The following is a 24,055-nucleotide window of genomic DNA, read 5'->3' as shown; positions in this document are numbered from 1 at the left end:
ACCGCCGGTCGCACGGCCCGGATGTCAGCGTTTCGTCATGGGTTGCGGACCCTCTTCGGCCCCGTCCCGTCCTACGGTCGGGACATGAGCGATCAACGGCTCCCCACCTCCCCCGGCTTCTGGCGCAGCCCCCTGCGCGGCCCCTGGTTCACCTCGGTGCTGGGCCTCGTCCTGCTCGTCGGCATCACCGTGCTGTTCGTGACGGGGCTGGTCTCCTACGCCGCCTACAACCCGGGCCTGTCCGCGGTGAACGACCAGACTCCCGGCAAGGGCCTCCTCGGCTTCTACCTCTTCACGTGGCCGACGCGTCCGGTCTGGCTGTACCGGCTCACCCAGAACGTCCACGTCACGCTCGGGATCACGCTGATCCCCGTCCTGCTGGCCAAGCTGTGGTCAGTGGTGCCCAGACTGTTCGCGCTGCCCCCGGCCCGCTCGCTGGCCCACGCCCTGGAGCGGATCTCGCTGCTGCTGCTCGTCGGGGGCGGCCTGTTCGAGTTCACCACCGGGGTGCTGAACGTCCAGTTGGACTACGTCTTCCCCGGTTCCTTCTACCCGCTGCACTTCTACGGCGCATGGGTGTTCTTCGCCGCCTTCGTCGTACACGCCGCCCTGAAGCTGCCCGCGGCTGTGCGCAACGTGCGGCGGACGCGGGCGAAGGCGGAGCCGGCGACGGTGCGGGAGACGGGAGACCTGGTCTCCCCGAGGCCCGACCCGCCCACCGTGTCGCGTCGCGGGGCGCTCTGGCTGGTCGGCGGCGGCTCGCTGCTGCTGTTCGTCACCACCGCCGGCCGCGGCTTCGACGGACCACTGCGGCGAACCGCCCTGCTCGCCCCGCACGGCGGGGCCGAGCCGGGCAGCGGGCCCGGCGGCTTCCAGATCAACAAGACCGCCGAGTACGCGGGGATCGACGCGGCCGAGACCGGTGAGGAGGCGTGGCGACTGGTCGTCACCGGCCGCACCGGCACCGTCCGGCTCAGCCGCGCCGACCTGCTGCGGCTGCCGCTGCACAGCTCGGCGCTGCCCATCGCCTGCGTGGAGGGCTGGTCGACCTCCGACCAGTGGTGGCGCGGCGTGCGACTGCGCGACCTCGCGGCGCTGGTCGGCCACGACGACGCGCCCGACGTCCTGGTGGAGTCGCTCCAGCGGCACGGCGCCTTCCGCCGGGCCGCCCTGCGCGCCAACCAGGTCCGCGACCCGCTCTCCCTGCTCGCCCTGTACGTCAACGGCGAGGACCTGACACCGGACCACGGCTACCCCGCCCGCGTCATCGTGCCCGCGGCGCCCGGCGTGCTGAACACCAAGTGGGTGGCCCGGATGACCTTCGGAGACCTGTGATGACGCCTCGCACGCCGCGACCGGCCGGCCTGCCCGGCCGACCCCGTCCGCCTCACCGGCCCCGCAGGCCCCGCCTGCCCCGTCTTCCGGTCGGCAGCCCCCTGCAACTGCTCCTGCTCGTGTGCTCGTTCGCGCTGGCCGGATACGCGGGGGTGCGGCTGCTCGCGGGCGACTGGCTCCCGGTGGTCCTGTGGATCGTCGGCGCCGCGCTGCTGCACGACCTGGTGCTGCTGCCGCTGTACGCGTCGGCCGACCGCGCCGTGGTACGGGCCTGGGGCGCGGCCGGCCGCCGGGAGTGGGCGGTGTACGTCCGCGTCCCGGCGGCCCTGTCGGGGTTGCTGCTCCTGGTGTGGTTCCCGCTGATCAGCGGACAGGTGGACCAGCGTTACCGGCTCGCCACCGGGCTGTCGGCGGACGGCTTCCTCGCCCGCTGGCTGCTGATCACGGCCGTGCTCTTCGGAGGTTCGGCGCTGGTCCTCGTGCTGCGGCTGCGCAGGGCGACGAAGCACCGGCCGCCCGCCGTCCACTGATCGCCGGGCCGCCAGCCCGCCCGGGCGGCGTGGCGCAGCAGGGCGGGAGTGCCGACCCGCGCCCACGGGAAGGGGCTGCCCGCGCCGCCGCCGGCGTCGCCCGTGTGGACGACCTGGACGTCGACGCGCTCGTCCACGTCCACCGGCGCGGTCTCGGCGATCAGCAGACCGCCCGGGCGCAGCAGCCGGGCGAGCCTGCGGAGCAGGGCGCGCGGATCGCCGCCGATGCCGACGTTGCCGTCCATCAGGAGCGCGGTGTCCCAACGGCCCTCGCCGGGGAGCGGTTCGAAGACCGAGCGGCGCAGCGCGGGGCCGCCGATCCGGGTCGTCCGGCCGATGGCGGCCTCACTCACATCGATGCCCAGGACGTGCCGGCCCCGGGAGGCGAGTGCCGCGACCAGCCGGCCCGGCCCGCACCCCACGTCGAGGACCGCGCCCTCGCAGCGGCCCAGCACCTCCAGGTCCACAGGGTCCGGCTCGGCGCACCACCGTTCGACCTCCAGTGGCAGCAGCCAGCCGTCGGTGCGCCGCAGGAACAGCGGGCCCCGGCCGGTGCGCAGGGCGGCCGAGTAGGGCTCGTCGGCGGCCCAGGCGGGCACGGACGGCGGTGCGGACGCCGCCGGGGAATGCACCGGCGCGATCTCGTGCGGGGTGGTCATCGGGCCGGTCTCGTGGCCGGTGCTCAAAGGGCGGGTCTTGTCTGCGGTGCTCACGGGGACGGTCCCGGGTGCGGTGCTCATCGGCCCACGACCGCTCCGAGGCGGGCGAGCCGCGCGGCGAACCGGCTGCGCGGAGCGCGCTCGGCGACGGCCTTGGCGTCGGCGGCGGTGTCGACGTCACGCAGGCACGGCAGATCGCGCACGCGCAGGCCCGCGGCCACCAGCCGCTCCCGCTGCACGGCGCCGGTGGCGGCCGTCGACATGGGCACGCCGCGCAGCAGCGTGGGGTCGGGTGAGGCCAGGCCCAGGGCCCAGAAGCCACCGTCCTCGGCCGGTCCGAAGTACGCGTCGCAGGCGGCGAAGTCCACGGTGAGCAGCTCCGGGGTCACCTGCGGAGTGTCCATCCCGATCAGCAGCGCCGGGCCGGAGCAGCCCGCGAACGCGGCGGCCAGCCGTTCGTCCAGGCCGCCCTCGCACTGCGGTACGACGTCGAAGCCGGGCGGCAGCCAGGGGCCGGGCGAGCCGTCCAGGACGAGGACGCGCCGGGCGGCCGGGGCCGCGGCCACGGCATGCAGGGTGTCCGCCAGGGCCGCCTCGGCGAGCGCGGCCGCCTCCCGTGGGGTGAACGGCGGGGTCAGCCGGGTCTTCACCTTTCCCGGCCGTGGTTCCTTGGCGATGACGAGCAGCGTGGTCACCGTGGGACTCCTCCTGTGCCGTGCGGGGCCGTGCCGTGCGGGGCCGTGCCGTGCGGGACCGGGGTGTCAGGGCCCTCGGTGTGCGGGTCCCCGTTGTGCGGGACCCCGCTCTGCGAGGGCGGTTCGGCCAGTACCCGGCTCATGTCCCGGACCGCCTGCCAGGTCCCGCGCCAGGTGCCGGTCACCTTCGAGGCTCCGGTGCGGGGCAGGTACGGCACGTCGTGCTCGGTGATGCGCCAGCCCGCGTCGGCGGCCCGTACCACCATCTGCAGGGGGTAGCCGCTGCGGCGGTCGGTGAGCCCCAGGGCGAGCAGCGGCGCGCGGCGGGCGGCGCGCAGGGGACCGAGGTCGTGCAGGCGCAGGCCGGTGCGGCGGCGCAGCATCCGGGCCAGTGCGAGGTTCCCGGCCCGGGCGTGCGCCGGCCAGGCGCCCCGGCGCTCGGGACGGCGCCGGCCGAGCACCAGGTCGGCCGCGCCGGCGTGCACCTCGTCGACGAAGGGCACCAGCAACGCCGGATCGAGGGAGGCGTCGCAGTCGCAGAAGCAGACGATGCCGGCGGTGGCGGTGGTCAGCCCGGCGTGGCAGGCGGCGCCGAACCCGCGGCGCGGCTCGTGCACGACGGTCGCGCCCAGCTCACGCGCAAGCTCGGCCGAGCCGTCGGTGGAGCCGTTGTCCACGACGAGGGCGCGCCAGCCCGCCGGGATCCGGGCGAGCACCCAGGGCAGGGCGCCGGCCTCGTTCAGACACGGGAGCACCACGTCGACGTCCGATGGTGTGGGAGAGGTCGTCACGGGTTTCACCCTACGAACGCAAACCAGGCATTTCGGGCATGGGCTCCTTACGAAACGCGGACGTCGGGGGCCGGGTGGGGTCCGGAGGCGGCAGGGCCGGGGGCGTGGTGCCAGGCTGGACGCATGCAGCAGCCGTACGAGCCCATCGAGGCCGGCCCCACCGATCGGCGGTCCGGTCCGGCCGCCCGTGTCCTGGTCGTCGAGGACGACCCCACCGTCGCCGAGGTGGTAGCCGGCTACCTCGACCGGGCCGGTCATGTCGTGGACCGGGCCGGGGACGGGCCGGCGGCGCTCGCCCGGGCCGCCGCCAACTGGCCGGACCTGGTGGTGCTCGACCTGATGCTGCCGGGCATGGACGGCCTGGAGGTGTGCCGCCGGATGCGCGGACAAGGGCCCGTGCCGGTCATCATGCTCACCGCCCGAGGTGACGAGGACGACCGCATCCTGGGGCTTGAGGTCGGTGCCGACGACTACGTCACCAAGCCGTTCAGCCCCCGTGAACTCGTGCTGCGCGTGGAGTCGGTGCTGCGCCGCACCCGGCCCGCCGCCGCGCCGCAGCCACTGGCCACAGCCGGTCTCGCCGTCGACCCGGCCGCCCGGCGCGCCACCAGGAACGGTACCGAACTCGCCCTGACCCTCCGCGAGTTCGACCTACTCGCCTTCTTCCTCCGCCATCCCGGCCGGGCCTTCAGCCGAGAGGACCTGATGCGTGAGGTGTGGGGCTGGGACTTCGGTGACCTGTCCACCGTCACCGTCCACGTCAGGCGGCTGCGCGGCAAGGTCGAGGACGATCCGGCGCGGCCCCGCCTCATCCAGACCGTGTGGGGCGTCGGGTACCGGTTCGACCCGGTCGGCCAGGAAGGGAGTTGACCGTGCGCGACACCCTGCTGATCGCTCTGTACGCCTTCCTCGGGGCCGCCGCGACCGGCCTGGTCGGGGCGGGCGTGCTGCGGCTGATCCGGCGGCGCTCGCTGACCGCGTCGCTCACCGTGGTGGCGGCCGTGGCGGTGGGCGCGATGCTGGCCGGCACGCTGGCCGTGGCCGAGGCGATGTTCCTGTCCGCGCACGACCTGTCCGTGGTCACCACGGTGGTGGCGATGGCGGCGGTGGTGTCGCTGGCGACCGCAATGCTGCTGGGTCGGTGGGTCGTGGCGCGCAGCCGGGAACTCGCCCGTGCCGCCCGCTCGTTCGGCGACGGCGGCGACTTCGCCGTGCCGCCCGTTCCGGCGACCGCCGAACTGGAGTCGCTGAGCCGTGAGTTGGCGGCGACCAGCGCCCGGCTCGCCGAGTCGCGGGAGCGCGAGCGCGCCCTGGAGTCCTCCCGACGTGAACTCGTCGCCTGGATCTCGCACGATCTGCGCACCCCGCTCGCCGGACTGCGCGCCATGTCCGAGGCGCTGGAGGACGGGGTGGCCCCGGACCCGGACCGCTACCTCAAGCAGATCCGCACCGAGGTGGAGCGCCTGAACGACATGGTCGGCGATCTGTTCGAGCTCTCCCGCATCCACGCCGGCAGCCTCGCCCTCACCCGCTCCCGCATGTCGCTGTACGACCTGGTCGGCGACGCCCTCGCGGGCGCGGACCCGCTGGCGAAGGAGCACGGAGTGCGTCTCGTCGGCGACCGAGTGGAGCCGGTGCCGGTCGAGGTGGACGGCAAGGAGATGAGCCGGGTACTCGGCAATCTGCTGGTCAACGCGATCCGCCGCACACCGGCCGACGGCACGGTCGCCATCGCCGCCGAGCGCTCGCCCGAGGGCGTCGTGCTCTCCGTCAGCGACGGCTGCGGCGGCATCCCGGAGGAGGATCTGCCCCGGGTGTTCGACACCGGCTGGCGCGGCACCCATGCCCGCACACCCCCGGCGGGGGCGGGCCTCGGCCTCGCCATCGTCCGGGGCATCGTAGAGGCGCACCAGGGACACGCCGTCGTACGCAACATCCCCGGCGGCTGCCGCTTCGAGGTGACGCTGCCCACCGCGGAGCGGTGAACCGCACGGCGGCGACGAGCCCTGGCCGAGGCGCGCACCGGCGCGCACAGGAAGGAAGCGGGCTGGAAGAGAGGGGTGCCCGGGATCCGGCGCCGCGGCGCCATGAAGCCGCGACGCCGTGAAGCCATGGAGTCGTGAAGCCGTCGGAGGCTGTTCGGGATAGCCCGCGCGGCCGAAGCGAGACCGGCGCCCCACGGAGCCGGAGCCGGAAGCCCCCGGGGCCGAGCCGCACAGACGGCCGGCTCCGCGGGCCTGCCGGTCCCACGGGGCCTGCCGGTCGTACGGGGCCTGCCGGTCGTACGGGGCCGGGCTCAAGAGGCCCTGCCATCTCTTTCGGCTGTCACTCGGCCGACCCTCCCAAGGCTGCATCAGCCGCAGTGCCAGCCGGTCTCTTCCTCATGTGCGACCAGTTGTTCGAAGGCCGGGCGCAGCCCGCGGATGAGACTGGTGCACAGGTTCTCCCACGGGAAGTTGCCCAGGTTCTCCCAGGGGAGGCTGGTGCCGGGCGTCCGGGTGAAGGTGGGCTCCCAGTCCGCGGAGAAGTGGATGACACCGATCACTGGATCGACGAATCGTCGATGGGACGCGCAGTCAGGGAGGGAGGGCGGGGTTTTGCCCTTCCACGTCTGGTTCCTTCTGGATTCTGGAAGAGCCCGTAGAGCCGTTTCATGCTTTTTTCGGATCGTCTCGTACTCTTCCTCGTGCATCATCCCGGGCACAAACAGGAGCAGGCGCTGGGGCGGGAGAATACGCACGGCTTCGGAGAGTTCCCACATTGTTCCGGCGCTTGAGCCCAGCGTGAGGGTGACCAGGCGGGCCCGCTCCATGAGTTGCCTTACTGGTTGATGCCAGGATGTTTTCGGCAGATACATGCGCACTGCTCCTGCAAAGGGAAGGATTTCGCCAGGGGCGCCGACGGCGACCATCGGCCCGACGGGGCGCAGTGCGTCAGCGATGTGTTCTTCCTCATCGCGGCTGGACGTGACCAGGCCGATCAAGCCGCCCGTAGCATCGGGCCCCGTACCAAGGTGATCGAAGAGTTGCTTCTGCAGTGCGGTACGCGCTTTGTCGTCCTCGAATGATCTCAGGTACAGCACGTAGGAGCCGGGGCGGAGAACATTCGGTGAGGCAATGGGCAGTTTGAGATGCCTGCGGCCTCTCAGGAACAGCTTCCGACTCTGATTGAGCGCGGACACGCCCATCATCGCCAGTATGAGGAAGAAGCCGCTCGTCGACGAGACAGGAGTAGCCAGGAGGTGGTGAGCTCCCCAGAGCGATATTCCGAGAGCTGCCAGGCAGAACAGCCAACCGGCCAGCCACATCACGACCCCCCTGAACGGGGACTGACCGGGAAGGAGGGCGTAACGAGGGCCCTGCTGCGTGTCGTCCTTGGTCCCCAAGGTCCGTGCCCGGGCGCGCGTTCTGCTCTCGCCGGCGTGGCGGCGGCTCTGCGGGACCGGCTGGCCTGAGTCGGCGTGCAGACTTACGGCTGAATTCGCGACAACTTGTGATGGCTCCGGCGGTGTGGTGAGAGGGTAGGGGAAACTCCAGGAGCCCTGCCAGGACAGCCTTTTGCCGTACGGTAGAGCCCAGAAGATGCCTGCCGTAGAGAGCGAGAGTGTCAGGAGGATCGACCACCACCCCCCAGGATCTTCGCTGATTTTTCCGGACAGGGACAGCAGGATGCGGATGGCCAGAGCGACCAGCAGGACGGGCACGAGTACCCGCAGCAGCACGCCGGCCAACTGGAAACGGGTCTTGTAGTGCGCCAGGAACGCCACCAGCGCGTGTCCTATCAGAAGACCATAGAAGTAACTGTGGGCAACACCCAGAGCGGCGAAGAATAAGAAAGTGACGGGAAACCGCAGACTGCGGCCCGGTCGGAAGGGGGCCCTGGGCGGCGCATGGAAGAGGGTCCTGGGCGGCACGGGGATCTGTATGACCCATGCCGTCAAGATTCCGAGGACGTAGCCTGGTGCGGGGATCACATCGGTGAGCTTGGGTCCCCCCGCACCAGCGAGAGTGCTGTAACAACTGACGCCCAATGTTCCTCCCCGCGGCGGATCTGCTGCTGTGGCGAGAGTTCGCTTGTGCGGCAGCCCCCCCCACTGACGACGAAGTGTGCCTTGCCGTCCCAGCCGACTCATCTTGTGTCGGCTGACACTTGGGCGGGCATCGATGACGATGCCATCTCACCGCCCTGCGGTTCCAGGCGCGGCGCAGAGTGGGGCTGCAGTCGAGGATCGGTCACGCTTGCTGACCTTGGGGCGCGCCACGTCCTGACGGCGCGAGGTGGCCGCCGCGCCGCGTGCCCGGCGGCCGTCGGAGATGCGCGGCAGCAGGTCGAAGTTCGGCAGCCGGGTGATGCCGAACCCGACCGACTGGCGTGCGAATCGGTGTAGTTGGCCTCGATGTCCATGGTGGTGCGGTGCCGCATCGCGCCTCGACCATCGGGGCGGCCTCGGAGGCAGTGCAGTTGATGAGCTGGGAGCGGATGGCCAGGGACTTCTTCTCCACGTGCCGAGATCACCGCCGTTTGCGGCTGGTGACAGGGTTCCTACCGACACCCCCGCCGGCGCGTCGCGCTCCCGCCCGTCTCGTCCCCCCGGAGTCCCGCCCGGGCGAACTCCCGCATCCCCTCATCGAAGCCGACTTCGGCCTTCCAGCCCAACTCGGAGCGCAGTCGTGAGGAGTCCGCGGTGATGTGCCGTACGTCGCCCAGGCGGTACTCGCCGGTGACGACGGGTTCGGGGCCGCCGTACGCGGCGGCGAGCGTCCGTGCCATCTCGCCGACCGTGTGCGGTTCGCCGCTGCCGGTGTTGTAGGCGGTGAGGGCGCCCCGGGCCGCGTCCGCCTCCAGCGCCGCGACGTTGGCCGCGGCCACGTCCCGCACGTGCACGAAGTCCCGTCGCTGCCGGCCGTCCTCGAAGACGCGCGGGGCCTCACCACGGGCCAGGGCGGAGCGGAAGAAGGAGGCGACGCCGGCGTACGGGGTGTCGCGCGGCATCCGGGGCCCGTAGACGTTGTGGTAGCGCAGGGACACCGCCGACCCTCTCGTCGACCGTGCCCACGCGGCCGCCAGGTGCTCCTGGGCCAGCTTGGTGGTGGCGTACACGTTCCGCGGATCGGCGGCGGCGTCCTCGCCGACCAGCCCGGGGAACAGCTCCGCGCCGCACACCGGGCAGGCCGGCTCGAACCGGCCCGCGTCCAGGTCGGGTACGGCCCGCGGCCCGGGCCGCACCGGCCCGTGCTCCCGGCACTCGTAACGCCCTTCGCCGTAGACGACCATCGAGCCGGCCAGCACCAGGTGCCGTACACCCGCGTCGGCCATCGCGGTGAGCAGTACGGCGGTGCCCAGGTCGTTGCGGGAGACGTACTCGGCCGCGTCCGCGATCCCGTTGCCGAGACCGACCATCGCCGCCTGATGGCACACCGCGTCCGCCCCCACGAGGGCGCGGCCGACCGCAGCACGGTCCCGTACGTCCGCACCCGCGTCCGTGCGCACGTCGAAGACCACGGGCTCGTGCCCGCGCTCCGCGAGCGTCTCTACGACATGGGACCCGATGAACCCGGCACCGCCGGTGACCAGTACGCGCATGCGCCCACGCTAGGCCCGCGGGCGCGCCGGACCGTGCGACCCGCCCGCCACGTCACCACTCCGTAAGACGGTGTGAGACCGGACGTCGGACGAGCAGCGTGGCACCCTGGCCCCATGTGCGGTCGCTATGTCTCCGCCCGTGGTGCCGAGGACCTGGTCCAGCACTTCAGGGTGACCGAGTGGCGTCCCGAGCAGGCACTGGAGCCGAGCTGGAACGTCGCCCCGACCGACGAGGTGTGGGCCGTACTGGAGCGCGTCCCGCGCGAGGACGGCGACGCGGGCGCCGTACGCAGGGAACTGCGGCCACTGCGCTGGGGGCTGGTTCCGTCCTGGGCGAAGGACGTGCGGACCGGCGCCCGCATGATCAACGCCCGGGTCGAGACCGTGCACGAGAAGCCGGCCTTCCGCCGAGCCTTCGTCAGGCGCCGCTGTCTGCTGCCCGCCGACGGCTTCTACGAGTGGCAGGAGGTCAAGGCCGCGGACACCGGCCGGACCCGTAAGCAGCCGTACTTCATCCACCCCGAGGACGGCGGGATCATGGCGCTCGCCGGGCTGTACGAGTACTGGCGCGACCCGGCGGTGACGCGGGACGACGACCCCGCCGCCTGGCTGACGACCTGTACCATCATCACCACCGAGGCCACCGACGCGGCCGGCCGAGTGCACCCCCGCATGCCGCTCGCGCTGACCGAGGACCACTACGACGACTGGCTCGACCCCCGCCACCAGGACCCCGGCGAGCTGAGGGAACTGCTGAGCCCCCCGGCGGGCGGCCACCTGGACGCGCGGCCCGTGTCCCCGGCCGTCAACAGCGTCCGCAACAACGGACCCCAGCTTCTGGAGGAGACGGCGCCGTAACGCGCCCGGGCATCCCCGCACCTGCTCCGGACGAGCATCCGTCACCCCCGCCGACCGGCCGTCCGGGCGTTGCGCCCGGGCCTCAGCCGGGTCGGCGCTTACCGTGCTCTCAAGGTGACCGTCGGTCGGGAACGGGAGGCGTGGTGGCGGATACGGGCGGTCCGGCGGCCGGGCGGGGCCATGCGCGCCGCGCGGGCGGCGTGGTGCTGGGCAGCCGGCCGGCGCGCCCCGGACGGCTTCCACCGCGCCCCCGCTCCGCGCCCCCGCCCACCGGGCACCCGGTGCCCTGGCTGCGGATCGCCGCCGCCTACTCCTGGCGGCTCATCCTCGTCGGCATCGTCGTCTACGGCGTCTTCACCGTCCTCGGCCGTTTCCGTCTCATCGCGGTGGCCCTGTTCCTCGCCCTGGTCCTCACCTCGCTCCTGCGCCCCCCCACCGACCTGCTGAACCGCCTCTTCCCCAGGCCGCTGTGCGTGGCCGTCGCCCTGGTCGGCAGCCTGCTCCTGCTGCTCGCCCTGCTGGCCCTGGTCGGCAACGCGGTGGCGGGAGCATGGGGGACACTCGCGGGTGAGTTCGGCGGCGGCATCCAGCGGATCGAACAGTGGCTCCAGCGGCCCCCGTTCCGGCTCGGTCCGGGCAAGCTCTCCGACCTGCAGAAGCAGATCCTGTCCTACCTGTCGGCGCACCGGGCCGGCCTGCTCAGCCGGGCCCTGAGCGGCATCGGGCAGGTCGTCGAATGGGCCGCCGCGGGCGTGCTCGCCCTCTTCTCGTCCGTCTTCTTCATCCACTCCGGGGAGAACCTCTGGCGCTGGGGCCGGGACCAGTTGCTGCCCAGCGGGGCCCGGCAGGTGTGGGACCGGGCCGGCCACGCCGCCTGGCGGACGTTTGCCGGCTACACACGAGGCATCATCATCGTGGCCGCCACCAACGCCGTACTCGTCGGCGTCGCCCTGTTGATCCTGCGGGTACCGCTCGCGCTGCCGCTGACGCTGCTGGAGTTCTTCGCCGCCTTCGTGCCCCTGGTGGGGTCACCGGTCGCGCTCGGCGTGGCCACGGTGGTCGCCCTCGCGGGACGCGGTCCGCTCACGGCGGCGGCCGTGCTCGCGCTCATCGTCGTCATCGGCCAGATCGAAGGGCACCTGCTGCATCCGCTGGTGATGAGCTGGGCGGTCCGCCTCCATCCGCTCGTGATCGCCATCTCCGTGATCGCGGGCAGCATCGTCGGGGGCGTGATCGGCGCCGTTGTCGCCGTCCCGTTCGTCTCGGTCGTCTGGGCCGTGCTCTCCGCGCTGCGGCCCGCGCCGTCGTAGGACCCCGCGCGCCGCGCCGGTCGCCCGTACCCGGTGCCACGGGCGACCGGCGCGGCGCGCGGGGCGGAAACCGGCAGTGGCGGCCCGCCCGCGCCGGGCGCCGGGCTTTTCGGCCACTGCCGAAAGGGGCACGCGTAGGTGGTACGCCCCCGATCGGAGGAACGGTGCCGCGATGGCCGAGTACGAACGTTCACGCACCATGCCCGCGCAGCCCGAGCACGTCTTCGACCAGGCGGCCAACGTCGCCCAGCTCGGCGCCTGGCTGCCGGACGATCTGCACGTGCACGCCGAGGAACCCCCTGCCGTCACCGTCCACGAGGACCACACCGACCAGGACACCGCCGCCGTGCTGCGCGCCGAACGCGACCGGATGCGGATCGAGTGGGGCACCCGCGAACAGGGTGGTTACGCGGGCTGGCTGCAGGTCGCCGGGCTGAGCAGCGGGGCCAGCGAGGTGACCGTCCACCTGTCGTTCTTCGAGGACAGCCACGACCCGGGCGAACATGCCGTCCGCGACGCCCTGGACAGCAGCCTGCGGCGGCTGGAGGAGCAGGTGAGGCTGCGGGTCGACAACACGGCCGGCTGACCGTGGACCGCGGCCGGCGGACCGTGGACCGCGGCCGGCCCTCACGCCACCCGGCTGCGGTAGGACTCCGGATACCGGTCGGTGAACTTGACCGCCCAGACCAGAAGGACGACCGGGACGACCCAGTTGAGCCAGTCGCTCGCGGTGGGCGCCCGTACGGCCAGCCAGGTGGAGACGGCCATGACGGCGAACACCGTCGCCCACACCGTGGTCAGCACCACGTTGATGTGCTTGAAGACGGGTGACCCCCAGAACTGGGGCGGGGTGACCTGCCGCGCGTACGGCGCCGTGAAGGGATCGAACAGCAGGGACGCGTAGGCGACCACCGCCACGGCTCCGTTGGAGATCACCTGGGCGTACGTCTCCAGCCAGATCAGCTGCTGCCGGTTCAGGGCGAGCGCCAGAACGGTGACGACGGCGAAGAACACGATGGCCGTCATGTCGAGGATGTACAGCCGGCCCCGGGCGATGTCCCTGGCGGAGAGTCCGATCGCGGCGATGAGCGCGGCCAGCGCGGCGTACTTCCACGTACTGGGGCTCGCGACGACCCCGAAGACGATCCAAGGGGCGAAGGAGTAGAAGACACCGGCGTTGCCGACCGGCCTGCGCGGCGGTGCCTCCGTCGCCACCTGCTGTTCCATGGGAAGCCTCTCCGTCTCGAACCCGGCGCGTGCGAACGGCTGCTGACCGGCCGTCATCCCCGTCGTCTCGCGCAAAAGGCGCGGCGCGGGAGTGATGGCCGCGGCCGCCGGCCTGAGATGTACGGCGCGGTGGGCCGGCCGTCGCCGAACGGGGAGGAGCACGTCCTGGTCCCGACGCCGCCGTGCCGCCCCTGTGACGTTCCGCGGGCGGGCCCTGCGGCAGCGGGCCCCGTTGTGGAGGCCTCGCCGGACGGGGCGGGCCACGGTTGCGGCTCTCTCCGGTAGACGCTAGTCGCCCGTTCGCGGGTCGGCATCCCGAGCGGAAGCGCGGGTCAACGCCGCTGTCCGCGGTGGCGGAACGCCGTGTGGCGGGACCCGCGCATCACCCTTTCGGAGTAGTTGGTCAAAGGTGGGCGAATGCGCATAAGACGCCCGTCGCCGGGCACCCGGAAGATGCACAAGGGGGTGCGTCACATGTCCACGGGAACACTTCTCGCGATCATCATTGCAGTCGTCGTACTCGCCCTGATCGCCGTGGCAGCCTCACTGCTGATGCGGCGCCGGCGCCTTCGTGAGCGCTTCGGCCCGGAGTACGAGCGGACGGTCGAGGGCGCCGAGAGCCGGCGGGCCGGCGAGCGTGAGCTCAAGGCCCGGGAGAAGCGGCACGACGCCCTGGACATCAAACCGCTGCCCGACGTCACACGCGACCGCTACTCACGGGAGTGGAGCAGCGTCCAGCAGGAGTTCGTCGACCGGCCCGAGGACGCGGTGCACGACGCGGACCGGCTGGTCACGTCCCTGATGCGCGAGCGCGGCTACCCGACCGAGGGATTCCAGCAGCAGGCGGAGGTCCTCTCGGTGGAGCACGGCCGCACCCTCGAGCACTACCGCGCCGCTCATGAGATCGAGACGCTCAGCACGAGCAGCAGGGCCACGACCGAGCAGCTGCGGGGCGCCATGGTGCACTACCGCGCACTCTTCGACGAACTGCTCTCCGACGGAGGGCGCACCCAGCACGCCCCGTCCTGAGACCGGACTCCACCCCGAACGCCGGCCGCCCGTGACGGCGGCCCGCAGGGAGGAACACCCCATGCACAGCAATGAGGAACGGCGCCGCGCCGGCGGCGGACTGTCCACAGAGGATCTGGCCCAGCCTCCCGGCAGCCCGGCCGAGGGCGACGCCCCGGTACAGGGCGGACCGGTACAGGAAGGCAGGGGCGGACCGGTACAGGAAGGCAGGGGTTCCCGGGCCCCGGTCTTCCCCGGCGAGAGCACGGGGGAGGCGGCACCCGGGCAGACCGCCGGGCAGCCCACCCCGGAAGCCACGGGAGAGCGGCCCGCGACCACCGGGTCCGAGACCACGGACACCACCGGCGAGGAGACCCCGCGGCTGCTGACCGCCGACGAGGAGCAGGATTTCCGTGACCGTTGGCAGGAGGTCCAGGGCCGGTTCGTGGACGACCCGCGCGAGGCCGTGCACACCGCCGACACCCTGGTCGCCGACGTCATGCAGACCCTGGCCGCCACCTTCGCCCGGCACAAGCAGGAGCTGGAGGGCCAGTGGAGCCAGGGTGAGCGGGTGGACACGGAGGACCTGCGCAAGGCGCTGCGCCGCTACCGCTCGTTCTTCAACCGTCTGCTCAGCAACTGACGGCCTTCGGCGGTCACCCGGCCACCGTGGTGGTGACCCGTACGACGCACGGCTCGCGTGGAGTGGAGCCGAAACCGAACCGCACGGGAGGCGTGACCGCCGCCAGCGGCCCGAGATCCTCGCCCTCGAAGGCGGCGGTGGCCCGTCCGACCGGGCGGAGGTCCTGCGCGCCGTACCACTCGTACCGTCCGCCGCCGGCGCTGCCGCAGGTGCGCACACCCCGCAGCAGGCGTGCCGGCCGGTCGAGGGCCTGGATCCAGCGGGGACTGGCGGCCAGCGCGCGCGGCACCGTCCTGAGTGCGAGCCCCAGCGGGCCGCGCGGTCCGGTGGTGAAGCCCAGGGTCAGCGACGGTGTGCCGACGGTCCAGGAGTTGCTCGTGACCGTCACGCCGACCGGTTCGATCCGCACTTCGTCGAAGGAGTAGGTGTCCGCGATGAAGCGTGCCGTCTCGCGTCCGGGGGCCAGCAGGATTCGGTGACCGTCGTTCCGCTCCAGCATGACGTCACTGAACGGCCCGAAGGGCGAGCGCGCCCAGTGGCCCAGCGCCAGCCGCGTACCGGAGGCGGTGCCGATTCCCGCGATGAAGCCGTCGAACACCCAGCGTGTACGCCCGGACGGACGTCCACCGGCGCCGCCCCGCCGGCGACGGACACTGCGCGGACCGCCGTTCACCCGACACCTCTTCACTCGATGCACTCGATGCACTCGGATTCGCTCGGATCCACCCGGATCCACCCGGATCCACCCGAATCTACCCGGATCCACCCGGACCGTCCCGCGCGGGTGCGCGGCTGACGGGGCGGACGGCGCCGCCCGTGTCGGCGGCGTTCACGGCGCTCCGGCGCTCCGGAGTTCACGGCGCCCGGGCGGGTTCCCGCTGCCGGCACCGCGAAACGGCGGCTCCCGCGTCCGGACGTATCGGCCGCCGCTGTCCGGGTACACGTGCGGCACCCGCAGCGCATGGTGCGGTGGCGGTGCATCGACCACCTGACGTGGGCCGAAGGGCCGCACCGGCGTGTCGTACGGACGGCCGCGGGCGCTGAGGGACGATGAGGTGCCTTGACAGCCACGAGGCCGGGCCTGGAATGGAGGAGGGGCTGCGGTGGACCAGCGGGTCACGGGGCGGTGGGCGGGTGAGGGGACGGATGTCCACGGCCCCGGCCGGGACCGGGCCGGGAGCGACGTGCGGCGGCGGATTCCCCGCACCGACGTGGTCCTGCGGGACCCCCGCCTGGTGGACGCGCTGGGACGCCTCGGACCGGGCCCGGTCAAGGACGCCGTCCGGCAGGCGCAGCAGCAGGCACGCCACGGCGCCATCGCCCCCGAGGAGGTCGCGGACACCGCGGTCGCGCTGCTGCCGCGCGCGGTCGGCGGACTGCGGCCGGTGATCAACGCAACCGGCGTACTGCTGCACACGAACCTCGGCCGGGCCTCGCTGTCGGCGGCGGCCCGGCAGGCGGTGCAGGAGGCCGCCGGGCCCACCGACGTCGAACTGGACCTGGCGACCGGAGTCCGGGCCCGCCGCGGCCGCTCCGCCCTGAGCGCGCTGCGCGGCCGGGTGCCGTCAGCCGCCGCGGCACACGTGGTCAACAACGGCGCCGCCGCCCTCGTCCTCGCCGCCACCGCGCTCGCCGCCGGGCGGGAGATCGTCATCAGCCGTGGGGAGATGGTCGAGATCGGCGACGGCTTCCGGCTGCCGGACCTGCTGGTGTCCACCGGAGCCCGGCTCCGTGAGGTGGGGACCACCAACCGGACGGGCGTCGCCGACTACGCCGAGGCGATCGGCCCCGAGACCGCCTTCGTGCTGAAGGTGCATCCCTCCAACTTCCGCATCACCGGCTTCACCCGGGCCGCCGACGCCGGTGAACTGTCGGCGCTGGGCGTGCCCGTGGTCGTCGACATCGGCTCCGGGCTGCTCGCCCCCCATCCGCTGCTGCCCGAAGAGCCGGACGCGCAGACCCAGTTGAGGGCCGGCGCGGCGCTGGTCACGGCGAGCGGGGACAAGCTGCTCGGCGGCCCCCAGTGCGGACTGCTCCTGGGGGACGAACACCTCGTCCGTGCCCTGGCCCGGCACCCGCTGGCCCGTGCCCTGCGGGTGGACAAGCTCACCCTGGCCGCGTTGGAGGCCACCCTCACCGGCCCCGAGACGCCGACCGCCGCCTTCCTGGCCGCCGGCCCGCAGGAGCTCATGCGCCGCGCCGACCGGCTCGCCACCGCGCTGAGTGGCGCCGGGCTCGACGTCCGGGCCGTCGCCTGTTCCGCCACCGTGGGCGGCGGCGGAGCACCCGGCGTGACACTGCCGAGCGCCGCCCTGTCCCTGCCGGAGTGGTACGCCGAAGTGCTGCGCACCGGTGCGGTCCCGGTGGTGGGGCGCCTGGAGGCGGGCCGGTGCCTGCTGGATCTGCGGGCGGTGCCGGCACCGGACGACGAACGGCTGGCCGAGGCCGTGCGGTCGGCCGCGAAGAGGTAGGAGGACGCCATGCGGGTGCTGGCCACCGCGGGCCACGTCGACCACGGCAAGTCCGCCCTGGTCCGGGCGCTCACCGGAATGGAACCCGACCGCTTCGAGGAGGAGCGGCGTCGCGGACTCACCCTGGACCTCGGCTTCGTGTGGACCCGCCTCGACGCCGAGGACGACCATCTCGCCTTCGTGGACGTCCCCGGTCACGAACGGTTCGTGTCCACCATGCTCGCCGGGGTCGGGCCCGTGCCCGCCGTGCTGTTCGTGGTGGCCGCCGACCAGGGCTGGCAGGCCCAGACGCAGGAGCACCTGGCGATCCTCGACGCGCTCGGCGTACGGCACGCCGTGCTCGCGGTGACCCGCAGCGACCTCGCCGACCCCGGACCGGTGCGCGCCGACGCCGTGAAGCGGCTGGCCGAGACCTCGCTCGGTGCCGTGCCGTCCGTGGCGGTGAGTGCCGTGACCGGTGCCGGGCTGGACGAACTGCGCACCGAGCTGGCGCGGCTGGCCCGCGCGCTGCCCGTGCCGTCCGCCGAGGCGGACCTGCGGCTGTGGCTGGACCGCGCCTTCACGGTGCGCGGGCACGGCACGGTGGTGACGGGCACGCTCGGCTCGGGCACCCTGCGCGTCGGCGACCGGCTGGTGACCGGGGACGGCTCCACCGCGCTCAGGGTGCGCGGGCTGCAGTGTCTGCGGCAGGAGCGGACCGCCGTCAGCGGAGTGGCGCGGGTGGCGGTCAACGTCCACGGCCCCCTGAACCGTCCCCTGGGGCGTGGGCAGGTACTGCTCGCCCCGGACCGCTGGCTGCTCACCGACCTGATCGACGTACGCGTCACCGGCGAGCCGGTCGGCGACCTGCCCCGGACGGTCACCCTGCACATCGGCACGACCGCGGTGCCCGTGACCGTCCGGCCGCTGGGCGAGGACACCGCCAGACTCACCCTGCGCCGCCCGCTGCCCCTGCGGATCGGCGATCGGGCGGTCCTGCGCGAACCGGGCGGCGGGCGCCCGCCCTGCGGGGTGACCGTGCTGGACGTCCGCCCGCCGCAGCTGACCCGGCGCGGCGCGGCGAGGACCAGGGCCGCCGAACTTGCGACCATGACCGGCCACCCGGACGGGGCGGCCGAACTACGGCGGCGCAGGCTGATCTCCCGCGCCGAACTCCTGGCCATGGGGGTACCGCCGCCCGCCGCTCCGGTCACCGGGGACTGGCTCGCCGACCAGGCGCACTGGGCCGCCCTGCGCGGGCGGCTGGCCGCCGAGGTCGAGCGGTACGCGGGGCAGCACCCCATGGAGCCGGGCCTGCCCACCGAGGCGGCCCGGCGTCTGCTGGGACTGCCGGACCGGGCGCTGGTGGACGCCCTCGCCCAGACTCCGGGTGAGCCCGGACTGCGGCGGAGAGACGGCCGCCTGTACGGCCCCGGGAGCCTCCGGCCCACCCTTCCGCCGCCCGTTCAGGCGGCCGTCGACGCCGTGCGCCGCGAACTGGAACGGGCACCGTTCCGGGCGCCGGAGGCCGATCGTCTCGCCGAACTGGGCCTGAACCGCAAGGCCGTTGCCGCGGCCGTCTCGGCGGGCGCGCTGCTGCGGATCGGCGACGGCATCGTGCTGCTCCCGGGCGCGGACGCCCGGGCCGCCGCGGTGCTGTGCGGCCTGCCGCAGCCCTTCACGCTCAGCGAGGCGCGCCAGGCACTCGACACCACCCGCAGGGTCGCCGTGCCGCTGCTGGAGTTCCTCGACCGCCACGGCCGCACCGAGTGGGTGGACGACCGGCGCAGACGCTGCCGGCCGGATGCGGCGGCAAGCGGAGGCGGACGGGAATCGAACCCGCCTGCCCGAGATCCTCGGACACCTCGGTTTTGAAGACCGGGAGGGCCACCAGGCACCCACACGCCTCCACCGCCCGTCAGGCTACCGGAACCACCCGGCAGCGCCGGCTCCGGCGCCACCCCCGGCACCGGCCACGGCCGACCACCCACCCAGGAGACCCGGCATGACCGCCGCCCGCGAAACGCCCGTACGGCTCACCCAGTTCGCCCACGGCGGCGGCTGCGCCTGCAAGATCCCGCCCGGCGAGCTGGAGGACGTGCTCGGCGGGCTGGCGGCGACGCTCCCGGCCCCGAGCGACACCCCGCTGCTGGTCGGCCTGGCCACCGGCGACGACGCGGCCGTCGTCGCGCTGCCCGGGCCGGGCGGTGCCGCCGCGCAGGCGATGGTGGCCACCGCCGACTTCTTCACCCCGGTCGTCGACGACCCCTACGACTGGGGACGCATCGCCGCGGCCAACGCCCTGTCCGACGTGTACGCGATGGGCGGCCGTCCCGTCCTGGCGGTGAACCTGCTGGCCTGGCCGCGTGACGTGCTGCCGTTCGACCTGGCCCGCGAGGTCCTGCGCGGCGGCCTCGAGATCGCCACCGAGGCCGGCTGCCACGTGGGTGGCGGGCACAGCGTCGACGACCCCGAACCCAAGTACGGCATGGCCGTCACCGGTCTCGCGGACCCGGCGCGGCTGTTGCGCAACGACGCCGGCCGGCCCGGTCTGCCCCTGTCGCTGACCAAGCCGCTCGGCCTGGGTGTGCTGAACAACCGTCACAAGGCCACCGGGGAGCGGTTCGAGCAGGCGGTGGCCACCATGGTGGAACTCAACCGGGACGCGGCCGCCGCCGCCCTGGCCGGCGGCGCCTCCTGCGCGACCGACGTGACCGGCTTCGGCCTCCTCGGCCATCTGCACAAGCTGGCGCGGGCGTCGGGCGTGACCGCGGTGCTCGACACCGCGGCCGTACCCTATCTGGACGGGGCCCGGGAGGCCGTGCGGGACGGGTACGTCAGCGGCGGCACCCGGCGGAACCTGGAGTGGGTGGCGCCGTTCACCGACTTCGGCGGCACGGGCGCCGACACCCGTCTGCTCCTGGCCGACGCCCAGACCTCCGGCGGACTGCTGGTCGCCGGGGAGGTCCCCGGAGCCCCGGTGATCGGCGAACTCGTCCCACGCGGACCGCACTCGGTCGTCCTGAGCTGACCCCCGAACCCCGACGCCGACCCGATCGGGCGCCCCGGCCATGACCCGGGCCCCGCTGGGACTCCATGCGCCGCCGGGACTTCATGTGCCGCCGGGACTTCATGTGCCGCCCGGACCGTGCGCGCCGACGGGACCCCGGACCCCGGCCGCAGGCCACGCCCCGGTGACCGATGGGCCGTGGCGGGTCTCCGGGGCTGCGCGGGAAGGCGCGCCCCGGCAGCGACCCGGACCACGGACCACGGGGCACGGACCACGGACCACGGACCACGGACCACGGACCACGGACCACGGGGCAAGGGGCACGGGGCAAGGGGCACGGTGTGCGCTCCCGCGCGGACGCCGGGCTCCTGCCGCCGTACGGTCAGGGCTCGGTGCCCGTCCGTTCGTCGATGCCCGCCCGTGCCCGGTAGGAGCGCACCAGCTCCGGCGCGGCCGGGCCCCGGGGACGGCGCCCCGGCCGGATGTCGACGGCGAACGCCTTGGTCTCCTGGATGTGGGTGTTGGGGTCGAGCGACAGGTGCACCAGCTCGTTGGCCGCGTCACCCGTGCTGTAGCCGTTCGGTCCCCAGTGGTAGGGCAGGCCCACCTGGTGCAGGGTACGGCCGTGCACGGTCAGCGGCACCACGCGGTCGGTGACCAGCACCCGTGCCTCGATCACACCCCGGGCACTGACGATCGTCGCCCAGCCGGTGTGCTCCAGGCCGCGCTCGGCGGCCAGTTCCGGCGACACCTCGCAGAAGAACTCCGGCTGCAGCTCGGCCAGGTAGGGCTGCCAGCGCGACATGCCGCCCGCCGTGTGATGCTCGGTGAGCCGGTAGGTGGTCGCGACGTACGGGAACACCTCCGAGCCCGGTTCACCGCCGCTGGGCTGGTAGCGGTTGTCCGGAATCGGCGGCATCAACTGCCTTACCGGATTGCGCTGTTGCGTGTACAGCAGGTTGGGGAAGGGCGAGTCCTGCGGCTCGTAGTGGGCCGGCAGCGGTCCGTCGGTGAGCCCGGAGGGCACGTACAGCCAGGCCTTGCCGTCGGCCTGCATCACGAACGCGTCGGTGCCCGACAGCGCCTCGGGACCGGTCGCGTCCTCCGGGGGCCGGTAGCCGGGGGACTTGTCGCTCTTGAAGTCGGCGATGTCGTGCCCGGTCCACTTCCCCTCGCCGGCGTCCCACCACACCAGCGCCTTGCGCTCGCTCCACGGCCTGCCGTCCGGGTCGGCGGAGGCGCGGTTGTACAGGATGCGGCGGTTGGCCGGCCAGGCCCAGCCCCACTCGGCCGCCACCCAGTTCTGCTCGGAGCCCGGCTTGCGGCGCGCCGCCTGGTTCACACCGTCGGCGCGGACCCCGCAGTAGATCCAGCAGCCGCAGACCGTGGAGCCGTCGGGCTTGAGCTGCTCGTAGGAGGCCAGTGGATTGCCCTCGGCGTCGTGGCCGTTGATCTCGGTGAGGACCGCCTCCGCGTCGGGTTCGGCCAGTCGGCCCTTGGTCGGGTAGTCCCACGTCAGGTCGAGCAGCGGCCGGTCCATCGCGTCGCCGGACCCGGTGAGCTTCTGCCGGATGATCCGGCCCAGGTGGAAGGCGAACCACAGGTCGCTGCGCGTCTCGCCGGGCGGCTCGACGGCCTGGTGGTGCCACTGCAGCAGCCGCTGGGTGTTGGTGAAGCTGCCCTCCTTCTCGGTGTGCGCGGCGGCAGGCAGGAAGAACACCTCGGTGCCGATGTCCTCGGTGCGCAGCTCCCCGGTCTCGATCTCCGGGCCGTCCTTCCACCAGGTCGCCGACTCGATGAGGGAGAAGTCCCGCACGACGAGCCAGTCCAGGTGGGCCATGCCCAGGCGCTGCAGCTTGGCGTTGGCGGAGCCGACGGCCGGGTTCTCGCCCATGAGGAAGTAGCCCTTGCAGGTCCCCTCCAGCTGGGCCATCACCGTCTCGTAGGTGGAGTGGGAGCCGGTCAGCCGCGGCAGGTAGTCGAAGCAGAAGTCGTTGTCGGCGGTGGCCGCGTCGCCCCAGTACGCCTTGAGCAGGCTCACCAGGTAGGCCCGCATGTTGCCCCAGTAGCCCTTGTGCGCCGCCTCGGCCTCGACGAAGGCGTCGAGGTCCTCGTTCTTGTGCGCGTGCGGCATCGGGATGTACCCGGGCAGCAGGTTGAACAGGGTCGGGATGTCCGTGGAACCCTGGATGGAGGCGTGCCCGCGCAGGGCGAGGATGCCGCCGCCCGGCCGGCCGATGTTGCCGAGCAGGCTCTGCAGCACGGCGGCCCCGCGGATGTACTGGACGCCGACGGTGTGCTGGGTCCAGCCGACCGCGTAGGCGAAGGCGGTGGTCCGCTCGCGTCCGGAGTTCTCCGTGACGAGTTCGCACACCTGGCGGAACAGGTCCTGCGGTACGCCGCAGATCTGCTCCACCATCTCCGGGGTGTAACGGGAGTAGTGCCGCTTGAGGACCTGGAAGACGCAGCGCGGGTGGGTGAGCGTCTCGTCGCGCTCGGGCTCGCCCTCGGCAATCGCCGCTCCGCCGGAGCCATGGGCCTCGCCGCGCGCGGCCTCCGCCACCGAGCTCCCGCCGCCGGTGCGCTTGTCGTACTCCTCGTCGCGCTGCCCCGAGGCCGCCTGGACCTCCGTGCCCTCGTACTGCCAGGTGCTGTTGTCGTAGCTGCGGCTGTCGGTGTCCAGACCGGAGAAGACTCCGTCCAGGTCCTCGGTGTCCCGGAAGTCCTCCCGCAGCACCACGGGCCCGTTGGTGTAGGCCACGACGTAGTCGCGGAAGTACTTGTCGTTGCTCAGGACATAGTTGATGATCCCGCCGAGGAAGGCGATGTCCGAGCCCGCGCGCAGCGGCACGTGCACGTCGGACAGCGCGCTGGTCCGGGTGAACCGCGGATCGACGTGGATCACCTTCGCCCCGCGGGCCTTGGCCTCCATCACCCACTGGAACCCGACCGGATGGCACTCGGCCATGTTCGAGCCCTGGATGACGATGCAGTCGGAGTTCTGCAGGTCCTGCTGGAAGGTGGTCGCGCCGCCGCGGCCGAACGAGGTTCCCAGACTGGGAACGGTGGAGGAGTGTCAAACACGCGCCTGGTTCTCGATCTGGATCGCTCCCAGGGCGGTGAACAGCTTCTTGATCAGGTAGTTCTCCTCGTTGTCCAGCGTCGCCCCGCCCAGGCTCGCGATGCCGAGCGTGCGCCGGGTGCGGGTGCCGTCGACCTCCCACTGCCAGCCCGTGCGGCGGGCCTCGATCACCCGGTCGGCGATCATGTCCATCGCCGTGCCGAGAACGAGGCGCTCCCACTCGGTGCCGTGCGGGCGCCGGTACAGGACGTGGTGCTCGCGGGAGTCACCGGTGGTCAACTGGAGGCTGGCCGCTCCCTTGGGGCACAGCCGGCCGCGGGAGATGGGGGAGTCGGGGTCGCCCTCGATCTGCGTGACCCGCTCGTCCTGGACGTAGACGTTCTGGCCGCAGCCCACCGCGCAGTACGGGCAGATCGACTTCACCACCCGGTCGGCGGTCGCGACCCGGGGGGTGAGCCCGCGCGCTGGGCCCGCTCTTGGCGGCGGCCCCGCGGCCCAGGGGATCGGTGCCCTTGAGCTGGCGGTAGACCGGCCAGGAGTCGATCCAGGTACGTACGCCCATGACATGAGCCCTTTCGGTGCTGCTCGGGTCTGCTCGGTGCCGTCCCTCCGCGGTGCGTGCCCTCAGCCGGGGCGGCGTCGTGTCACGAGTCCTCCTGTGGATGATTCTCGCGCAGCCGCGCCGGCACGGCATCCGTCGGCGGGCAGGCTCCGCACCTGGCTGTCACCGGGCATGGAGCCCACCTCCTCCCGGTCCGGCTCCGGCTGCTGCGAAGTACCCGCGGTCCCCGGGGCGAAACCGGCGGCCCACGGGCCCTGCGCGCCGCCGGCCTGGAGGCGTCCGGAGCGACCGACCTCGCCCACCGGCTCGCGG

The 24,055-nt window shown here is 73.0% G+C and carries 17 protein-coding genes, 1 tRNA gene and 3 pseudogenes; 12 read left to right on the top strand and 9 right to left on the bottom strand.

Annotated features, from left to right (window positions below):
* Positions 1-84: 84 nt before the first annotated feature.
* Positions 85-1,335: a molybdopterin-dependent oxidoreductase gene (locus ACH4UM_RS32325; RefSeq protein ID WP_398187107.1), complete on the top strand. Its 1,251-nt coding sequence runs from the start codon at positions 85-87 to the stop codon at positions 1,333-1,335.
* Positions 1,302-1,865 carry a hypothetical protein gene (locus ACH4UM_RS32320; RefSeq protein ID WP_398187105.1) on the top strand — a complete coding sequence of 188 codons (564 nt, stop codon included), beginning with the start codon at positions 1,302-1,304 and terminating at the stop codon, positions 1,863-1,865. Before ACH4UM_RS32325 ends, ACH4UM_RS32320 begins: the two co-directional genes overlap by 34 nt.
* 137 nt (positions 1,866-2,002) lie before the next feature.
* Here the strand turns inward: ACH4UM_RS32320 and ACH4UM_RS32315 are convergent.
* The 3 genes and pseudogenes from ACH4UM_RS32315 to ACH4UM_RS32305 form a co-directional block, all read right to left on the bottom strand.
* Positions 2,003-2,524, bottom strand: a pseudogene (locus tag ACH4UM_RS32315) (class I SAM-dependent methyltransferase); the annotation flags it as partial.
* Between the two features lie 77 nt (positions 2,525-2,601).
* Entirely contained in the window at positions 2,602-3,219 is a 618-nt protein-coding gene (locus ACH4UM_RS32310; RefSeq protein ID WP_398187102.1) for a DUF2064 domain-containing protein, read from the bottom strand.
* On the bottom strand, positions 3,216-4,019 hold the full coding sequence (locus ACH4UM_RS32305; RefSeq protein WP_398187100.1) for a glycosyltransferase family 2 protein: 804 nt from the start codon (positions 4,017-4,019) through the stop codon (positions 3,216-3,218). Before ACH4UM_RS32305 ends, ACH4UM_RS32310 begins: the two co-directional genes overlap by 4 nt.
* Positions 4,020-4,133: 114 nt before the next feature.
* Here ACH4UM_RS32305 and ACH4UM_RS32300 point away from each other — a divergent pair, with 114 nt between their 5' ends.
* Both ACH4UM_RS32300 and ACH4UM_RS32295 read left to right on the top strand, forming a co-directional pair.
* Positions 4,134-4,880: a response regulator gene (locus ACH4UM_RS32300; protein WP_398187097.1), complete on the top strand. Its 747-nt coding sequence runs from the start codon at positions 4,134-4,136 to the stop codon at positions 4,878-4,880.
* A 2-nt stretch (positions 4,881-4,882) separates the two neighbouring features.
* The gene (locus ACH4UM_RS32295; RefSeq protein WP_398187094.1) at positions 4,883-5,995 is read left to right on the top strand and encodes a sensor histidine kinase; all 1,113 of its coding nucleotides are present in this window, start codon (positions 4,883-4,885) and stop codon (positions 5,993-5,995) included.
* A 368-nt stretch (positions 5,996-6,363) separates the two neighbouring features.
* On the opposite strand, the gene ACH4UM_RS32290 is transcribed toward ACH4UM_RS32295, so the two are convergent.
* Both ACH4UM_RS32290 and ACH4UM_RS32285 read right to left on the bottom strand, forming a co-directional pair.
* Positions 6,364-7,776, bottom strand: coding sequence for a hypothetical protein (locus ACH4UM_RS32290; protein WP_398187091.1), 1,413 nt, complete (start codon positions 7,774-7,776; stop codon positions 6,364-6,366).
* Positions 7,777-8,552: 776 nt separating this feature from the next.
* Positions 8,553-9,593, bottom strand: a complete 1,041-nt coding sequence (locus ACH4UM_RS32285) for an NAD-dependent epimerase/dehydratase family protein (RefSeq protein ID WP_398187088.1) — start codon at positions 9,591-9,593, stop codon at positions 8,553-8,555.
* Between the two features lie 114 nt (positions 9,594-9,707).
* Here ACH4UM_RS32285 and ACH4UM_RS32280 point away from each other — a divergent pair, with 114 nt between their 5' ends.
* From ACH4UM_RS32280 to ACH4UM_RS32270, 3 genes are all read left to right on the top strand, one after another.
* Entirely contained in the window at positions 9,708-10,451 is a 744-nt protein-coding gene (locus ACH4UM_RS32280) for an SOS response-associated peptidase (RefSeq protein ID WP_398187086.1), read from the top strand.
* A gap of 143 nt (positions 10,452-10,594) precedes the next feature.
* On the top strand, positions 10,595-11,761 hold the full coding sequence (locus ACH4UM_RS32275; RefSeq protein ID WP_398187303.1) for an AI-2E family transporter: 1,167 nt from the start codon (positions 10,595-10,597) through the stop codon (positions 11,759-11,761).
* 172 nt (positions 11,762-11,933) lie between these two features.
* Complete coding sequence (locus tag ACH4UM_RS32270) at positions 11,934-12,347, top strand: SRPBCC family protein (protein WP_398187083.1); 414 nt, start codon at positions 11,934-11,936, stop codon at positions 12,345-12,347.
* 41 nt (positions 12,348-12,388) lie between these two features.
* Here the strand turns inward: ACH4UM_RS32270 and ACH4UM_RS32265 are convergent, their stop codons facing one another.
* On the bottom strand, positions 12,389-12,988 hold the full coding sequence (locus ACH4UM_RS32265; protein ID WP_398187080.1) for a hypothetical protein: 600 nt from the start codon (positions 12,986-12,988) through the stop codon (positions 12,389-12,391).
* Positions 12,989-13,462: 474 nt separating this feature from the next.
* Here ACH4UM_RS32265 and ACH4UM_RS32260 point away from each other — a divergent pair, with 474 nt between their 5' ends.
* Entirely contained in the window at positions 13,463-14,017 is a 555-nt protein-coding gene (locus ACH4UM_RS32260; protein WP_398187077.1) for a hypothetical protein, read from the top strand.
* 61 nt (positions 14,018-14,078) lie between these two features.
* Positions 14,079-14,639: a hypothetical protein gene (locus tag ACH4UM_RS32255; protein WP_398187075.1), complete on the top strand. Its 561-nt coding sequence runs from the start codon at positions 14,079-14,081 to the stop codon at positions 14,637-14,639.
* A gap of 13 nt (positions 14,640-14,652) precedes the next feature.
* Here ACH4UM_RS32255 and ACH4UM_RS32250 read toward each other — a convergent pair whose 3' ends face one another.
* Positions 14,653-15,237 (bottom strand): hypothetical protein, encoded by a 585-nt coding sequence (locus ACH4UM_RS32250; RefSeq protein WP_398187072.1) that lies wholly within the window; start codon positions 15,235-15,237, stop codon positions 14,653-14,655.
* Between the two features lie 505 nt (positions 15,238-15,742).
* On the opposite strand from ACH4UM_RS32250, the gene selA reads away from it, so the two are divergent.
* Together selA and selB are read left to right on the top strand one after the other, a co-directional pair.
* Positions 15,743-17,110 (top strand): L-seryl-tRNA(Sec) selenium transferase, encoded by a 1,368-nt coding sequence (selA, locus tag ACH4UM_RS32245; RefSeq protein WP_398187070.1) that lies wholly within the window; start codon positions 15,743-15,745, stop codon positions 17,108-17,110.
* Between the two features lie 9 nt (positions 17,111-17,119).
* Positions 17,120-18,823 (top strand): annotated as a pseudogene (gene selB, locus ACH4UM_RS32240) (selenocysteine-specific translation elongation factor); the annotation flags it as partial.
* An 82-nt stretch (positions 18,824-18,905) separates the two neighbouring features.
* Here the strand turns inward: selB and ACH4UM_RS32235 are convergent.
* Positions 18,906-18,999 (bottom strand) — tRNA-Sec (locus tag ACH4UM_RS32235).
* Positions 19,000-19,094: 95 nt separating this feature from the next.
* Between ACH4UM_RS32235 and selD the strand changes: the two genes are divergently transcribed.
* On the top strand, positions 19,095-20,120 hold the full coding sequence (gene selD, locus ACH4UM_RS32230; protein ID WP_398187067.1) for a selenide, water dikinase SelD: 1,026 nt from the start codon (positions 19,095-19,097) through the stop codon (positions 20,118-20,120).
* A 361-nt stretch (positions 20,121-20,481) separates the two neighbouring features.
* Here the strand turns inward: selD and fdh are convergent.
* A pseudogene (fdh, locus tag ACH4UM_RS32225) lies at positions 20,482-23,743 on the bottom strand (formate dehydrogenase).
* Positions 23,744-24,055 lie beyond the last annotated feature (312 nt).

This window comes from Streptomyces sp. NPDC020801, from assembly GCF_044334385.1.
Taxonomy (GTDB): Bacteria; Actinomycetota; Actinomycetes; order Streptomycetales; family Streptomycetaceae; genus Streptomyces.
The sequence above is the reverse complement of the archived record's forward strand: the minus strand, read 5'-3'. Positions and strand labels throughout refer to the sequence as shown.

Bases quoted from the DNA above. Each gene is read 5' to 3' on its own strand.
- ACH4UM_RS32260 (WP_398187077.1), top strand. From the start codon at position 13,463: ATGTCCACGGGAACACTTCTCGCGATCATCATTGCAGTCGTCGTACTC.
- ACH4UM_RS32285 (WP_398187088.1), bottom strand. From the start codon at position 9,593: ATGCGCGTACTGGTCACCGGCGGTGCCGGGTTCATCGGGTCCCATGTC.
- selD (WP_398187067.1), top strand. From the start codon at position 19,095: ATGACCGCCGCCCGCGAAACGCCCGTACGGCTCACCCAGTTCGCCCAC.
- ACH4UM_RS32300 (WP_398187097.1), top strand. From the start codon at position 4,134: ATGCAGCAGCCGTACGAGCCCATCGAGGCCGGCCCCACCGATCGGCGG.
- ACH4UM_RS32270 (WP_398187083.1), top strand. From the start codon at position 11,934: ATGGCCGAGTACGAACGTTCACGCACCATGCCCGCGCAGCCCGAGCAC.
- ACH4UM_RS32325 (WP_398187107.1), top strand. From the start codon at position 85: ATGAGCGATCAACGGCTCCCCACCTCCCCCGGCTTCTGGCGCAGCCCC.
- ACH4UM_RS32255 (WP_398187075.1), top strand. From the start codon at position 14,079: ATGCACAGCAATGAGGAACGGCGCCGCGCCGGCGGCGGACTGTCCACA.
- ACH4UM_RS32265 (WP_398187080.1), bottom strand. From the start codon at position 12,988: ATGGAACAGCAGGTGGCGACGGAGGCACCGCCGCGCAGGCCGGTCGGC.
- ACH4UM_RS32280 (WP_398187086.1), top strand. From the start codon at position 9,708: ATGTGCGGTCGCTATGTCTCCGCCCGTGGTGCCGAGGACCTGGTCCAG.